7 protein-coding genes are annotated in these 17,367 nt (G+C 30.5%); all 7 read left to right on the top strand.

What is annotated here, in order from left to right; all coding sequences use genetic code 11:
* Positions 1-4: 4 nt before the first annotated feature.
* The 7 genes from BTO18_RS14305 (at position 5) to BTO18_RS14275 (ending at position 17,343) form a co-directional block, all read left to right on the top strand.
* Complete coding sequence (locus BTO18_RS14305; protein WP_105016879.1) at positions 5-5,119, top strand: DUF6443 domain-containing protein; 5,115 nt, start codon at positions 5-7, stop codon at positions 5,117-5,119.
* Positions 5,097-5,834 carry a hypothetical protein gene (locus BTO18_RS14300; protein WP_105016878.1) on the top strand — a complete coding sequence of 246 codons (738 nt, stop codon included), beginning with the start codon at positions 5,097-5,099 and terminating at the stop codon, positions 5,832-5,834. The genes BTO18_RS14305 and BTO18_RS14300 overlap by 23 nt, the downstream gene beginning before the upstream one ends.
* A gap of 358 nt (positions 5,835-6,192) precedes the next feature.
* A complete protein-coding gene (locus tag BTO18_RS14295) occupies positions 6,193-7,497 on the top strand; it encodes a DDE-type integrase/transposase/recombinase (protein WP_105016877.1) in 1,305 nt (434 codons plus the stop codon).
* 292 nt (positions 7,498-7,789) lie between these two features.
* Entirely contained in the window at positions 7,790-8,065 is a 276-nt protein-coding gene (locus tag BTO18_RS14290; RefSeq protein WP_302849156.1) for a type II secretion system F family protein, read from the top strand.
* 146 nt (positions 8,066-8,211) lie between these two features.
* A complete protein-coding gene (locus BTO18_RS14285; protein ID WP_146106948.1) occupies positions 8,212-11,529 on the top strand; it encodes an RHS repeat domain-containing protein in 3,318 nt (1,105 codons plus the stop codon).
* A 5-nt stretch (positions 11,530-11,534) separates the two neighbouring features.
* Complete coding sequence (locus BTO18_RS18060; protein WP_105016874.1) at positions 11,535-16,025, top strand: DUF6443 domain-containing protein; 4,491 nt, start codon at positions 11,535-11,537, stop codon at positions 16,023-16,025.
* Between the two features lie 661 nt (positions 16,026-16,686).
* Positions 16,687-17,343 carry an IS1 family transposase gene (locus BTO18_RS14275; RefSeq protein WP_146106947.1) on the top strand — a complete coding sequence of 219 codons (657 nt, stop codon included), beginning with the start codon at positions 16,687-16,689 and terminating at the stop codon, positions 17,341-17,343.
* Positions 17,344-17,367: the final 24 nt, after the last annotated feature.

Below are 17,367 nucleotides of genomic sequence, written 5' to 3'. Positions count from 1 at the left end.
TACCATGAAAAAGAGAATATATCGAACACTAGCAACAAGTTTTGTACTTGTGCTATTTTTATTGCCTAATGTATTATCGGGACAAACGACCACAGAGAACTATGTAAAGACCAAGACCTATAAAGTAAAAAGTACCACTTCAATAGTTAAACCTACCAAAGAACAGGTCTCAATCAGCATCAATTATTTTGATGGTTTGGGTAGAGCTAAACAAAGTGTTCTTGTCGAAGGTGGGGGCATCGTTCGTCAACAAAATGAAGCACAATACGATTGGACGATGAATAATATGGGGTCTACTGATTTTTACAACCAGAATGGAACTACTTCAGAAAATCAAATTGTAAACGGAACTACACCATTTGGTGATACCGATTTATTGTGGGAGTGTAAACCAGATGCTACTAGTGGAGCTGATGGGGGTTGGAATTCAGATGATTTTACAGTTGATACTAACAAAATGTATCGATATAGCGTTTGGGTAAAGCGTACAGGTAGTCAAGATGGGCAAACTTACCATGGTACAGAAGTAGTGAATAATTTAGATGGTAGTTATAATTCTAATCCTTATTTTTTATCTGGCATTGATTTACCACAGTTAGATACTTGGTATCTAATGGTTGGTATAATACACCCTAGAGACTATACAGGTAGCGATTCTGATGTTAGTGGTGTCTATGATACTAATGGGGTAAAGGTACTAGATGGTTCAGAGTTCAAATGGACAACCACATACAATACAACAAGAATAAGGAGTTATTTATTTTACACTACTGATACAAATGTTCGCCAATACTTTTGGAGTCCTTTGTTTCAAGAGATTAATGAGACCTCATTAACCATTAATGACATCGTAAATACAGATGAGGTCATTTTACCCAATGCCTTGAGTGCTAAAGATATCGTGACTCATTATGAGTACGATGAATTTGGTAGACAAAGCAAAGAATTCCTCCCTTATACATCCACTAGTAATGGAGGTAACTTTAGAAATGGAGATATTGCTACCACTACCAAAGACTACTATCAAACCAAATATACAGAAGATTTTGCAGGGGTGAATTTACCAGATGTTACTGCTTATTCTGAAAAAACATTAGAGAGTTCACCTCTCAATAGAGTATTTGAACAAGGGGCACCAGGTGATGATTGGAAAATCAACACTACATCATATTCTTCGAAAGGCTATTCTAATAATAGTCATACCATAAAGTTTGAATACGATACCAATGCTGCTAATGAGGTTAAACTATTTAGTGTTAATACTACGTATGCAAATTATACCTATACACCAAGCTTACAGGGAGGTGCAAACAGTTATGCTGCAGGTGAACTGACCAAAACCATTACCAAAGACGAGAATTGGGATGCGAATCAAACACATCCAAAAGACCATACTACAGAAGAGTTTAAAAACAAACAAGGGCAGGTAATCTTAAAGAGAACCTATGGAGAATCAAAAGTTAATGGGGTTGTACAATCATCTGTGGCACATGATACTTTCTATGTCTATGATAACTTTGGAAACTTAACTTATGTCTTACCTCCCAAAATAGATGCCCAAACAAGCACTTTAGCAACAGTAGTGAGCAAACTAAATGATTTAGGATATCAGTATAAATATGACCATAGAAACCGATTGGTGGAAAAGAAAATTCCTGGTAAAGGTTGGGAGTATATTGTCTACAATAGGTTGGATCAACCCATTATTACCCAAGATGCCAATCAGCGATTAAATAACGAGTGGTTATTTACAAAATATGACGCACTAGGAAGAGTTGTTTATACTGGTCTATGGATAAATTCACAATCTTTGTCAGCAACTCACGGACATGCTAGAAATACTTTTTACAAAAATGTAGAAGAATTAAGCAGTATAGCTAACGTTGCAGGTACTAATATTTACTATTCTAGAAATGGTCTTCCTGGATCAAATATTCAAAAGATTTACACCATTAACTATTATGATATTTATACAGATTTGCCATCAGGTTTTACAGCCCCAACAAGTGTTTATAGTTTGAGTCCAAATATCACTTCCAATACCAAAGGTTTACCAACTGTAAATAAAGTTAGAATTTTAGGAACAGACGATTGGATAACAACGGTTACCTATTATGATGAAAAGGCACGTCCTATTTATGTGTATTCTAAAAATGATTATCTAAACACTACTGATATAATAGAGAGTAAATTAGATGATTTTACAGGCAAAGTTTTAGAAACTAAAACTACCCACTCAAAGACAGGAAGTTCTACAATTGTAACCATAGATCGTTTTGAATACGACCATATGGATAGACTCATCAGTCAATCACAACAAATCAATGACCAAGTCTCTGAACGAATTGTAAAAAACAATTACGATGATATGGGACAATTGGATAGTAAAATTGTTGGAAATGGTACTAAAAGCGGGTATAAAGATGTGACTAGTGGGATATCTGTTAATGGAAATGAAATTATCAAGACTGGTCAAGGTGAATGGGAAGCTGGTTTAGCAACATTAGGGGCAATACAAGGTGATGGCTATATCGAATTCAAAGCTGATGGGCCTATTAACAAAGTTTATAAGGTTGGATTATCTAGTACTAATGCAAATGCACATTATAATACAATTGATTATGCTATTTATATAAGTTTTTATGACGAAGTTTATATTATTGAGTCTGGCTCTAACAAAGGACAAAAAACAACCTATTCTTTAGGAGATAGGTTCAAAGTTGAGCGTATTGGAGATCAAATATATTATAAGAAAAACGACGTTACCTTTTATACATCTTCAAGCAACTCTTCAGGTAGATTAATTGGTGATTTGAGTATGCGTCATAATGGTGCAATAATCAAAGATTTTAAAATTGTAGACAACGAAAACGGATTACAAAAAGTAGATTATAATTACAATGTAAGAGGTTGGCTCACCAAAATTAACGATACTGAAAATATTGGTGCGGACCTATTTAGCTTTAAACTGAATTATAATCAACCAGAACTATCATTGATAGCAAATGGAAATAATTTAACCACTAAATTATATAATGGTAATATCAGCGAGACCTTATGGAAAACAGCTAATGATATATCCAATAGTAGTTCGTTTGTTCGTGGTTACAGTTATAATTATGATGCACTTAACAGAATAAATAGTGCTTGGAATAAAAACAATAATAATGGAAGTGGTAGCTTTCTTGATTATTCTTTACATGGTGTTACATATGATAAGAATGGAAATATTGAAGGTTTAGAAAGAAAATCAAATTACGGGTATAATTCAATCGATAATTTAGATTATTTCTATGATAATGGTAATAAATTATTAAAAGTAGAAGATAATGCTCCTAGCAGTTATAAATCAGAAGGTTTCAAAGACGGCATAAATTCTGGCAATGATTACACCTATGATGCCAATGGAAATATGTTAACGGATGCTAATAAAGGAATTACATCCAATATAACTTATAATCATTTAAATTTACCTAAAACAATTGGTTTTTATCCAAGTCAATTAGCAACAATATATTATCATTATGATGCTACAGGAAATAAGTTAAAAAAGTATGTTACAGGTCAAGGTATTGGTTCTACTACAACAGAATATGCTGGAAATTATATTTATGAAAATGGTGCTTTGCAATTCTTCAACCACCCAGAAGGCTATGTAAAAGTAGATAATGGTGTTTACAATTATGTATATCAATATAAAGATCATCTAGGGAATGTTCGTTTATCTTATACAGACAATACCAAGAGTTACGAAAATATTATTGACAGTGATTTTGAAGATAGTTTTGATGGTTGGCTTCAAAATGGTTCTGTAAACTATACTTTAGAAAATGGAAGATTAAAGGCAAATGTAATGACTTCATGGGAAGGGATTCGTTATGAATATGATAACATTACAGGAGGCGAGGATTATACATTTAAAATTAAATTTGATAAAGCTAATACACAATCTGTTGTGCGTTTTTATGTTTCTGAATATGATGCTAATAATAACCATATTGGCTATAAAGGCTTAAACTATAATTTACAAACTGGAGAATATACGTATAACTACTCTGCAAGTAGTAATGCAAAAAATATTAGAATACATCTAGACAAAGACAATAACAATCTTACCACTGAAACCCAATTCTACGTAGATTATATTACCTTTACCAAAAGTTCTTTAGATATTATTGAAGAAAGTAACTACTATCCCTTTGGCTTAAAACATAAAGGGTATAATAACGTAACTTCACCGAATGGAAATTCCGTGGCGAACAAATATGGATACGGAGGAAAAGAAAAACAAGATGAACTTGGACTGGATTGGCACGACTTTGGAGCAAGAAATTACGATGCGTCTTTAGGACGATGGATGAACCTTGACCCTTTGGCAGAAATCAATCAAATGCAATTTAGTCCATATCATTATGTTAAAAATAATCCTATTAAATTTACTGACCCAGATGGTTTAATATGGAAAGACCCATCAGAAGCTGATAGATTGAAAAAGAACATAAGGTCTAGAAAAGCTAGTATTCAAAGGAGTATTAATAGGATTCAAGGAAAGTTAAAGAACCAAAAAAATATGTCTAAAGATGAAAGGGCTAGAAAGCAAAAGAGAATTGCTAATAAAAAAATAGCTCAAGGTAGATTAGATAGTTCTATAAAAGACGTTGATGCTTTAGGCGCAGATCAAAATCATACTTACGATTTAGTTTCTGGAGGTGAAGTGAATTTTGTAAAAAAAGGTAAAGATGGTGTTATTAATATTCAAGGCCCAAATAGTGCTCTTCATATCCACGAAATAAAACACGTGTCATTATCTCTAAAATCAAGCAGTGGTTTAATGTTTGATAAAAAAGGGTTATTAAAACCTGCACTTAATAATAATGGTATGCAGGACGAGATTCAAGCTTATGGTGCACAATGGGCTTATAGTCCTGGTTCTGTCCCTGGTTCTGTTAGCGATTCTGGTAATATTAACTGGACAACTTTAGCTCATTTAAAAAATGAAGACGGTGTTTATGTTTATCCAGCTCTAAGAACAAGGTATGTTAGATGGCAAAAGCAAAAGAAGATAAATAAAAAACTAAAAAGACAAAGAGAACGAGATGCAAAAAAAAATAATCAATAGTATATTAATTTCAATTTTAATTTTTGTTTTTATTTCTTGTAATACAAATAAGTTTATATTAGAAAAAATACAAGGAACTTACATTCAAAAAGAAAATAAAAGAATAGCACTTAATTTTAAAGATAAAAATTTTGTTATCGTAGATAATTTTGAACCAACTCATTTAGCTATCCAAGAGTATAAATGTTGTGATACTATTGCTTATGGAGATTGGTCATTAATTAAAAATCAAAATTTTATATCTTTAAAAACTAATGAAGTACTAGATACTTTTTATCTTAACATAGATGTTGAGGAAAAAAACACTAATGAAAAAGATATTACTTTTATTATAGATAATCCAATTGAAAAAGGATATAAAAATTTAAATAGTACTAAAGAGCTTTTGTACTCTATTAGTATTACTAAACAAGATGGGGAGATTGTAGAGAAAACATCAACTAACAAAATTATTTCTATAAGTAATGTTAATGAGATTAGTATGTTTGAAATTACTATTTACCCTAAATGTAATATTCCATTGAGGCACTTATCGGCTAAAGTAGTTTACACAATGCCCTATACTGTTAAAGCAAACAACTCTAATGTATTTAAGGTAAATATATCTGATTTAACTTATAAGTATTTAACTTTAAAAAGAATGAATAAAGATTATGTCAGAGTGAGAAATAACAACAAACTTATATGGGATGGTAAAGAATATATTAAGAAATAAGAAGTAGCGTAAATTGCGAAATAGTATAGGGTAATGGTACAGAATGGTAATGGTACAGATTAGTTGATAAAGAATTTTTGAAATTTAAAATATTGTAAAACAATAAATTATCGGATTAATTATAGTAAAAAAAAGATGAGCATATAGCTCATCTTTTTGTTGCAGAGTGAATTTAGAAGGGCTCCCCCTATTACCTGGCTCCCCCTCATGCGCTACTATCGAACCAATTCTATTTGAATATCAAAGAGTTAGTGTAGTTTAGAACCCCTTTTACACATCGAACCACACTATTTTTGAGAATGTTTTTCAAATTTTCGAAAAGCCTAAAAAAATGAAACAATTTTGTTTTTGATTAAAAATGACCTTTATTAGTAAAATGAAAAAGTACAATTCTTATCATTCTTCAGTAAAAATTTGCTACGCTTTAGGTATTCAAAATCATTTGTTGCCAGATAATTTTACATCTACAATAAAACCCTCAACAGCTCATTATTGGAAAAATGACAATCCGCATAAATATTTGGGAAGTGAATTTTCATCAAGTATCAATAATAATATTGATGATTTACAAATTATTTATAATCAAAAAGTAGAACAATTAAAAAAGATGTTTGTTACTTTTTGTAAAGTTTATATCACTATTCTAAATTTTATTGGACAAAAAGAATTTAAAGCAATCATTAAAAAGAATAGAAATACAATTGTTAATCTTATCGAAAATATTACTAATGATAATAAAGAGAAAAATCTGATTTGTAAATTCCTAAAAATCACCCCTCATTCTTTTCAAACTTGGAAACGCTATCAAAATTATCATTGTGAATTTTCATTAATTAATTTATGTTTTAAGAAAGTTCCACAACAAATTTCACGAAATGAGATTGATGTTCTCAAGAAGTTTATGAACAATAAACGATTTTACCATTGGTCAATCGCATCAGTTTGGGGATTAGCTTTTAAGCAAGGAAAAACTTCTATGGCTAGAGGTACTTGGTATCGTTATTCCAAAATTTTGGGATTAAGCAAAAAGAGAAATCAATACAAGAAGAAACGAAAGCGTATTTCAACAAGAGCTAATATTCCTAATGAAATCTGGCATATGGATGTTACTTATTATAAAACTATTGATAATATTCAGTATTATATTTATACAATTGTAGACAACTTTTCAAGAAAGATTATAGCTTATGATGTCTCAAAAAAACTATCAGCAAATATTCGGTTAGAAAGTTTGAAAAGAGCCATCAAAAATGAGTTTGATATTTCAGTAGGGAAGTCGAATATAGATTTGATTGTTGACGGAGGTTCAGAGAATAATAATCATACGATTCACGAATTTATCAAAAATCAGCAAGTTCAAATAACAAAGAAGATTGCATTGAAAGATGTTAAATTTTCAAATTCAATAATAGAAGGAACTTACAGAATATTGAAAAGTAAATATTTTCAAGATAAACCGATATTATCGACTTCAATACATCAAGAAGTAGATTTCTATGTAAATGATTATAATAATGTAAGACCACATTATGAACATAAGATTTATACTCCTAATGAGGTTTTTAAAACACCATCATTAAAACAAATAAAACCCATACTAGAAAAGTCATACAAAAGTCGATTACAAGCAAATCAATTAAATTCTTGTGAGAATAATTGTTAAAAGAGAAGTAATAGTCAAGATTTGAATTAAAAAACTCTTTTCTTAAGGCAAAAACCAAAATTCAAAAAATATTAATAGAAGAAAACTAAAATTAATAATTAGAAAATTAGATTTTAGACCAATTTTATTCAGAAAAGAAAAAGTGGTTTTTCTTAAGGTTGTAATTCGAAAATTCGAATAAACTGATTAGGAAGTATTTATATTCTTTAATCCTTTTAATAGTAAGACTTTTCTTGTCGTTTGTTAATTCTGTTTTCTCAAAGTTTTATGTTTTGACTCATGAGATGGAGCCATTTTACAGGGCAAAAGTTTACACCAAAGTATGAATAACTATAAAATCTTTGATAAAAAAATGGTATCTCTTATTAAAGTGGCAGATGAAACCAATCAAAATGAAACCATTTTTAAAAGATTGACAGATCAATACAATCAAGAGATTGAATACAAATCTAAAATGATATCGGCTACTATTGAACCTTTTATCATTCTTATTTGGGGTGCTATTGTGGCTACCATTTTAATTGCTATGTATTTACCTATGTTTAAATTGAGTACAGTTATTTCTTAAAAAATACAAATAAGGTTAACAATTTGTTAATTATTAAGGTTTTGCTATTTTTTACATATAAGAATAAATTTATTTACTTTCCTTTGTAAAAAACTGCTCCCAAAATGAAATCTACTTCATTTTCCGTATTTACAAAATTTATTTCTATGAAAAATTTATTTTATAGCATTGTATTGCTATTCCCATTAGTTTCTATTTCTCAAGATTTGCCTACCATTATTCCGCCATCACCAGAGGCAACTTCATTAGCGAAATTCACAGAAATACCCGTAGGTCATTACACTGGACTTCCAACAATTAATGTACCAATCTATGAGATTAATTTAGATGGATTAACCGTTCCAATTGGTTTATCTTATCACGCCAGAGGAATCAAAGTGGAAGAGATTGCTTCTAGAGTTGGTATTGGTTGGGCACTTAATGCAGGAGGAGCAATTACCAGACAAATAAGGGGGAAAAATGACTTTTTAGGTACATATAGTTACTTTAATGGAAGTTTTTATGGAGATTTCGAATCAAATTCTTCAACAAGACAGAATGTATATACAGCTGGTATAAATGACGAGTTAGACTTAATACCTGATCAGTTTAGTTTTAATTTTGCAGGTTATTCAGGTAAATTTATTTTTGATCAACAAACTAAAGAACCTATTTTACAAAGCTATGACGACTTAAGAATAGAAAGAATTGGTACTAATGATAGTTCCCTTCACTTTATTATTAGTACAAAAGATGGCTTTCAATTTTATTTTGGGAATCCTGAAATTACCAATACTACAAGAGAAGCAAAAAGCAAAGATCTAATAAATACTCCACATGTGTTAACTACTAATGTGACTACTAGTACTTCTTCAGCCAATACAGTAAATACTTGGCATTTGATAGATATTGTAAGTCCAAATGGAAAAAAAATACATTTTAATTATGAGATAGAAAATTCTGAGTTCTACAGAAGATCTTATGACCAAAAAAGTAGTGGAGGGATTATAAGTTCTCATTTTTCTAGAATTACACAAGAGCAGTATCAAATCAAAGAAATTGTTTTCGATAAAGGTAAAGTAAAATTCATTAAAGATATCAATAATGAACGAGATGATCTGAAAGGTGGCTATGTGTTAAACTCTATTGAAATTGAAAATAACTATCAGCGAGTTAAAAAATATAATTTTAATTACAGCTACAGTAATCCTTCTAATACCAATGATGGTAATATAAATTATTATTTATTTAATGATACTGAAGCTAGAACAAAACTGTTTTTAGATAGTATCGAAAGCGTTGATAATAACAACATTTCAGGATTATATCGTGGATTTGAGTATACGAATAAAAATTTGGTACCCAACCGTTTTTCTAATTCTCAAGATTTATGGGGATATTATAATGGAGAGAATAATGGTTCATTTCTGACGGATTTTGGCTATGGTAGTCAATCCGTAAGTAGAGAAGTAGATACCATAAAAGCGCAAACAGGTTTAATAAAGAAGATGATCTATCCTACTGGAGGTTATACGAATTATACTTTTGAGGCAAATAAGGCCATTATCCCTGACTATTTTAAAGATTTATATTATGCAAATCCAAATCCTGCAGGTCAAAACAAATCGGCCTATCTTTCAAAGAGTACAATTACTCTAGTATCTAGTACCTCTCAAAAAAACACCTATGAGAGTAGTTCTTTCGATGTTTTAAGCACTGATGTTGGACCAATTAATGTGCAAGTATATCTTAATGGAAATGCTGTTAATTGTGAATTGGATCAGGGAGGTAATCAAAATTCTAGTTGTAACTATGTGTTTAGTGTAGTAGATAGCAATGGGCAAGTTGTTTACGTAAATGGTACTCCATTGCTTTTATATAAAGCACATAACAGCGTTTCATATGATATGGCTATAGAGCCTTTACAAACTGGGAATTATAAAATAAGAGCAGAAGTTTATGGAGCAAATGATGATCCTAATGACAGAGATAATAGTTTTATTGTTACTCTAAACTGGGGTAGTATTATCAACTCAAATCAACCAGACTTAATTTATAGTGGTGGCTATCGTATCCAAAAAATAGAAAACTATAGTGCAGATAATGGAACAATAACTAGAACTTATGATTACCTTAAACCAGATGGTTCAAGTAGTGGATTGGTATTTTCTTTACCAAGCTATTACTATATCGAAGATACCCTAACGCTTTCTAATGGAGTAGTAGTACCTCGAATAAATACTCAATATGGAGCACGACCAGGTAGTCCTCTTTCTTATGAACAGGGAAATCATGTAGGATATAGTCATGTAACAGAGTATATTGATTCAGGTAACTTACAAGGAAAAGGAGGAAAAACAGAATACGAATTTACAGCATTTCCAGACGGAGGAAAATTTTATAAGTTCCCTTATACATTAGCGGTTAATAACGAATGGCTTAGAGGAAAACCAATTTTAATAGAGTACTACAAGAAAGGTGAAAATTCTTCTAATGACTTCGATATTGTTAAAAAAGAAGAATTTACTTATAAATATGCAGATTCATTTTCTTTTGGGGATTTAACAGATCCTTATAATCTTAGATTTGAACCAGATAATGTTATTCCTAGTATGAATTATATTAAGAACAGATTAAAGTTTTACAGACCATTAATTAAGTTTAAAATAGATAATAATGATGGTAGTACTGCAGGTCCAAACAACTATAAAGTCTACTATTTAACAAGTGGTGTACAAAAACTCTTTGAAAAAAAGAAAACAATATATAATACTAATGGTACACTTTTTATCTCAACAAAATACAACTATGATTACGACAATCATTATCAATTAGCAGGCTCTGAAATATTAAATAGTCATGGAGATGTACTGAAAACAGAGAATGATTATTCAATTATTGATAATTCAAATACTTTCCACATACTTATAAATAAAACAACAAGTTATAAAGGAAGTACTAAATTATCAGAACAAAATACAATATATTCAAGTTTAGCCCCATTTCTTCCACAAAAAATCCAAACCTCCAAAGGCACAAATTCTTTAGAGGATAAGATAGTTTACCATGATTATGATAATAAAGGCAATCCAAAAGAAGTAAGTAAAAAAGACGGAACCCATATCGTCTATATTTGGGGATATCATAAATCACAACCCATAGCCAAAATAGAAAACGCCACTTATGCTCAAGTTCAAAGCCAAGTAGCTAATTTACAGATACTATCAAATTCTGATAACGATAGAACTATTGGTGCTTTAGGTAATGAAGGCACTTTAAGAGCAGCATTAGAGAGTTTAAGAAATTCCTTACCCAATGCACAAGTAACAACCTTTACTTACGATCCATTGATAGGAGTAACAAGTATTACAGATCCAAGAGGGCAAACCATCTATTATGATTACGACAACTTTAATCGCTTAAAAAATGTAAAAGATAAAGACGGAAACATCTTGAGTGAGAACGAGTACAACTATAAAAACTAATTGCCATGAAAAAGAGAATATATCAAAAACTAGCTACAAGTTTTGTACTTGTGCTATTTTTATTACCTAGTCTTATAATAAGTCAAACTACCACAGAGAACTATGTAAAAACAACTACTTATAAAAAGAAAACAACTGATGGTACTTATGATGCTGTAAGTGGGGTAACATTAACCAATGATGATAAATCAGTAAGCATTAATTATTTTGATGGTTTAGGTAGAGCTAAACAAAGTTTGGTTTTAGGTGCTGGAGGAAATAAGCAGGATTTAGTAACACATTTTAGTTATGATGAATTTGGAAGGCAAGTTAAAGAGTATTTGCCTTATGTAACTAATAGTAGTTATTATTCATATAATAGAACTGGTAATGTAATAGAAACTACCAACCAATATTATCAAAACAAATACCCAGATGACTTTTTAAATCAACCACTTTCAGAGGTAAATGCATATTCAGAAAAAGTATATGAAAATTCACCATTAAACAGAGTTTTAGAACAAGCAGCCCCTGGTAAAGATTGGAAAGTTGGTAATGGGCATACCATAAAATTTGAGTATGATACAAACAAAGCAAATGAAGTTTTACAATTTGAGGTAGAATTTGATAATGGAAATACACAAGCACCAAAATTGAAATTAGAAGGTTCTTATTACAATGCTGGGGAATTGTACAAAACCATTACCAAGGACGAAAACTGGAGGACATATGATGGAAAAGACAGAACGACTGAAGAATTCAAAAATAAACAGGGTCAAGTTGTCTTAAAAAGAACTTATAACAATGGTAAACCTCACGATACATATTATGTCTATGATGATTTTGGAAATCTAACCTATGTATTGCCTCCTTTAGCAGCTGAAAAAACAAAAATTTATGAAGTACAAAGTATCACAATATCTAGTTCTAGTTTATACATATCTGGTGGTGGTGGTGGTACCTCTAATGTAACCGTAGGTATTCGAATGGTATCACCAGGGAATTTTGAAATCTATTCCAGTATCTATATCTCTCCATCTCCAATTTCTAATATAAAGACTGGTGATATTGCAGATATACCTTTTATGGACGGGCTTTATTTGAGTATTGCATCCAGTAGTACTTATAATGACCCATATTATCAGTCAACTTCCTACTATATTTCAAATAACAAATTGCAATGTTCATCATACGGTACTTCAGGCGCCTATACGTATATAGGCAATACGAATAATACGATTAGTCTTCCTCAAAACTTACAAGGGTACAGTGCAGCTCAAACTCAAGTAGAAGTTAGCAATATGCTAAATAAGTTATGCTATCAATACAAATATGATTCTAGAAATCGATTAGTAGAAAAAAAGATTCCAGGCAAAGATTGGGAATATATTATTTATGATAATTTAGACAGACCTGTACTAACACAAGATGCTAATCAAAGAAGCAACAATAAAAGAGAATGGCTTTTTACAAAATATGATAAATTAGGTAGAGTTATTTATACTGGAATTTACACGCACTCTTCCAGTTTAAATCAGTCGCAAATGCAAAATCATTTTAATATAGCGCCTACACAATCATCATCACAAAAACTAAACTATGAAACAAAATCTTCTTCCGAATTTGGAAGTACTTATGTAAGTCATCATTACACAAATCTACAGTTCCCTTTCAACAATATTGAAATACTCACGTTAAATTATTACGACGATTATGTTTTTAATAGAGCAGGTTCTGCCACAGTCGTTTCTACAAAATACAATACAAACTCAATAACACAGACAAGAAATTCAACTACTAATGTAAAAGGACTGGCCACAGGGTCAAAAGTTAAAGTATTAGATGAAAGCCCAGAAAAATGGATAACTACGGTTAATTATTATGATGAGAAAGCGAGACCAGTTTATGTATTTACAAAGAATGAACTTTTAGGAACAACAGATATTATAAAGTCAGAATTAGATGATTTTACAGGTAGATTGGTAAGTACTGAAAGTATCCATCAAAAAACAGGCAAAACAGATATCACTACTATAGATAAATTTACGTATGACCACGCAGATCGATTGTTAACACAAAAACAAACTATTAACAGTCAGGCAGAAGAGTTAATTGTAAAAAATACTTACGGTGAGCTTGGTCAGTTAGAAAACAAAAAAGTAGGAGAAGCAGAAAATAATGAACTTCAACAAATAAATTACCAATATAATGTTAGAGGTTGGCTCACCAATATTAATGATCCACAACAAGGTCTGGGTAGTGACTTGTTTTCAATGGAGTTAAAATACAATGATGATGGTACAAGACTATACAATGGTAATATCTCAAAAATATACTGGAGAACATCGGGGGATAATAGTCGAAGATATTATAACTTTTATTATGATGATTTAAATCGAATAAAAAGCGGATATTATTACAGCTGGAATCAAGGAAATAAGTTTAGTTTAAGTAATGTGAATTACGATAAAAATGGAAATATCTTAAATTTACAAAGAAGGGGGGCAATAGTAGCACAACCCAATGCACACACCCATAGTGATTATGGTTTAATGGACAACTTAAGTTATTCCTATGATGGCAATCAACTATTTAGTGTAGAAGATTCAGCAAATCCAGATTTTGGATTTAAAGATGACGACAACACAATCCCTATAACAGACTATGCATATGACCAAAATGGTAATATGATACGAGATGTTAACAAGGGAATTTCAAGTATATCTTACAATCATTTGAATTTGCCGACAATAGTATCAAAAACTTGGGGTTCAGAAACAGGTAATATCACCTATGTATATGATGCCACAGGTGTAAAACTAAAGAAAACTGTGAGCACTGGAGCTACAACAGAATATGCAGGAAATTATATTTATGAAAATAATAACTTGCAATTTTTCAATACATCAGAAGGCTATGCAACACCACAAAATTCATCAGATTATAGCCAAGGTTTTGATTATATTTACCAGCACAAAGATCACCTTGGGAATGTGAGAGTAAGCTTTACAGAAAATAAAAATGCTGTCCCATCTACAACTATTTTTACAGATGGTTTTGAGAGTGGGAGTATGCCTAACTGGGACAAGAGCGAGAACTCATTTGGTTGGGCATTAACAGAAATAGATACCAGTAAGAAAAAAACAGGAAATTCTTCTGGAAGGATAGACTCAAATTATCCATCTGTTTGGGGTACATATGTATATAGTGATATTTGGACGCCAATCAATAACACTGAGGATACGTACTATACAGTTTCTTGTTGGATATATGTAGAAGATACTGGGAATAATAGTTCAAGAATCTTCCTATCAGGAAGAGAAGCAGGAGAAACTGGATATCCAAGTAAAAATTATAGCAGTACAACTTTAACGACAAGAGGACAATGGGAATATATGGAGAGGTCTGTATTAGTACCAAAAGAAATAAAAGAATTAAATGTTAGGATAGACAATAATGTAGAGGGTAAGGTTTGGTTTGATGATGTAAAGATTGTAAAAGGTAATACATCAAGAACCATTGTAGTTGAAGAATCTAACTATTATCCTTTTGGACTCAAACACAACGGGTATAATGACGTGAAAATTCTAGGTGCTGGTAATCCACTAGCACAGAATTGGAAATACAATGGTGTTGAGTACAATGAAAGTTTAGGACTGAATTTGTATGAAATGGATTTGCGTATGTATGACCCTGCTATTGGTCGTTTTAATGGAATTGACCCAGTTGTACATCATTCAATGTCAACTTACACAGCATTTGATAATAATCCTGCATTTTGGGCTGACCCAAGTGGAGCAGATGCACAAACTATGAGGATACAAGATTTAGATGGTAATTGGCATAGATTAACAGAAGGCAAAGATTATACAACGGTATACCAGGCGAGCGATGATTCTGAGCAAAAACCTGATGATGATGTAACTGTTAACTCTAATGGAATAGTTACGAAAGTTGTAAAAAATAATAAACCTAACAGATATTTTGACGAGAATGGGAATGAAATTTCTTTTCATGATGCTAACGATGTAGATAAAGATTACGCTAATGGATCTTGGCAAGTGGGAGATAGATTATATACTCAAATAACCGTTAAGCAAATGAATCAAGCTATAATTGATAGAGGTATTATTTTTGAAAGATATTACGCATATTTTGCAGGCTTTTTTGCTGCTAGTTGGTTTAAAGCAGCTATCAAGGGTCATGGTGATTATGATTTTGCAGAAGGTTGGCTTATTGATTTAGCAGAACATAAAATATTTGCTGATGATAATTTAAGATCTAGAAGTAGAGCAACTTATACAGATGATTCAGGTTTTTTTAGATTTGGAAATACTAATAATATATATAATTTGTATGATGCAGGAAATTTTATGTGGGGTAGAGCTATGGGAATATCAGGTTTTAGTTATGGTGAAATAAAATTTGGCTCACAGGCAAATGAAGTATTTACAGATACTGCTGCTGACCAAAAAGCAATTAAAAATGGATTTAACTCAAAAAAGAAGAAAAAATGATTAATAAATTAAAAAAACAAACTTTTTTTTCATTATTTTTTTTATCTATTGTCTTGGTTATATATTTTATACCTAACATTTTGGATAGAGATTATTATAGAAAAATTCTGGGGTTAATAACAATATATGTATTTTATCCTTTTCTTTTTTTATCAGTATTTTTTTCGATTAAAAATTTGATTCTAATAAATTCTAATAAAAAAAAAATTTCAAAAAGGAAATGGATTATAGTTAATTCTTTAAGTATCATTTTTATCCTTTTCTTTATTGTTAAAATAATTTGGGTAATGTTAGGGGTAGTGTAGTAAATTAGCACTTTTATGATTTTAGAAATTATCACTACTGAAGGTAGTGTCCTAAACTGGTAATGTCCTAAACTGGCACTTTTGAAAAATGATTAAAAATAAACACTGATAATCAGTTGGTTAAAATATGAATAAGTCTCTTAATTGAGGCTTATTTACGTTGGTAGTGTAGTAAATTGGCACTTTTATGATTTTAGAAATTAAAATTTCTTAATATCAGTTAGTTAATAAAAAGATACTGATCTAAAAAGGACAGTATCTTATGTTCTTTGAAATATTAAAATTCGTTAGAGCTTATAAAATATAGGTTTGTATAAGCTTAATGTAGTAAATTGGCGCTTGAAAAAGTAAGTGCTATGGAATGTAAAAAATGTAATTCAAAGAATTATATCAAAAAAGGGTTACGAGATAATAAACAACGGTTCTATTGTAAAAACTGTCAGCGTTATTTTCAATCAGATTATACTTATCAAGCTTATAAATCAGAAACAAACAAATTCATTTCTACTTTATTGAAAGAAAGTTGTGGAGTAAGAAGTATTGCTAGAATATTAAATATTTCTAATAAAACTGTTTTATCAAGGATGCTAAAGATTAGTAAACAAATTAAAATTCCATATTTTAATAAGTTTGGCTGTAAATTTGAAGTTGATGAGATATTTATAAGAATTGGAAATAAGGATGTTAGAAATTATTTGACCTATGCTATCGAACAAAACACCAAAAATGTGATTAGTTTTACAGTTGGTAGTAGGAATACAGAAAATTTAAGATTTGTTATAGATAAAATACTTCTACTTCATCCTAAAAGAATTTATACAGATAAATTGAATATTTATCCAACTATAATTCCGAAAGAAATTCATAAGAGATTTCAATATTGTACAAACAGAATTGAGAGAATGAATTTGAATTTACGAACTCACATAAAACGATTATCAAGAAAGACAATTTGTTTTACAAGAAATCAAAAATATTTGGAAGCTCATTTGAAAATTTATTTTTGGGGATAGAAATTGAAAATTATGTTATATTTA

This window comes from Polaribacter porphyrae (assembly GCF_002954685.1).
Taxonomy (GTDB): Bacteria; Bacteroidota; Bacteroidia; order Flavobacteriales; family Flavobacteriaceae; genus Polaribacter; species Polaribacter porphyrae.
Note: the sequence above shows the minus strand (reverse complement) of the source record. Positions and strands in the feature narration are given on the sequence as shown.

Excerpts from the sequence above, each read along its gene's own strand:
- BTO18_RS14285 (WP_146106948.1), top strand. The coding sequence starts at position 8,212 with ATGAAAAATTTATTTTATAGCATTGTATTGCTATTCCCATTAGTTTCT.
- BTO18_RS14295 (WP_105016877.1), top strand. The coding sequence starts at position 6,193 with ATGACCTTTATTAGTAAAATGAAAAAGTACAATTCTTATCATTCTTCA.
- BTO18_RS14300 (WP_105016878.1), top strand. The coding sequence starts at position 5,097 with ATGCAAAAAAAAATAATCAATAGTATATTAATTTCAATTTTAATTTTT.
- BTO18_RS14305 (WP_105016879.1), top strand. The coding sequence starts at position 5 with ATGAAAAAGAGAATATATCGAACACTAGCAACAAGTTTTGTACTTGTG.
- BTO18_RS14275 (WP_146106947.1), top strand. The coding sequence starts at position 16,687 with ATGGAATGTAAAAAATGTAATTCAAAGAATTATATCAAAAAAGGGTTA.
- BTO18_RS18060 (WP_105016874.1), top strand. The coding sequence starts at position 11,535 with ATGAAAAAGAGAATATATCAAAAACTAGCTACAAGTTTTGTACTTGTG.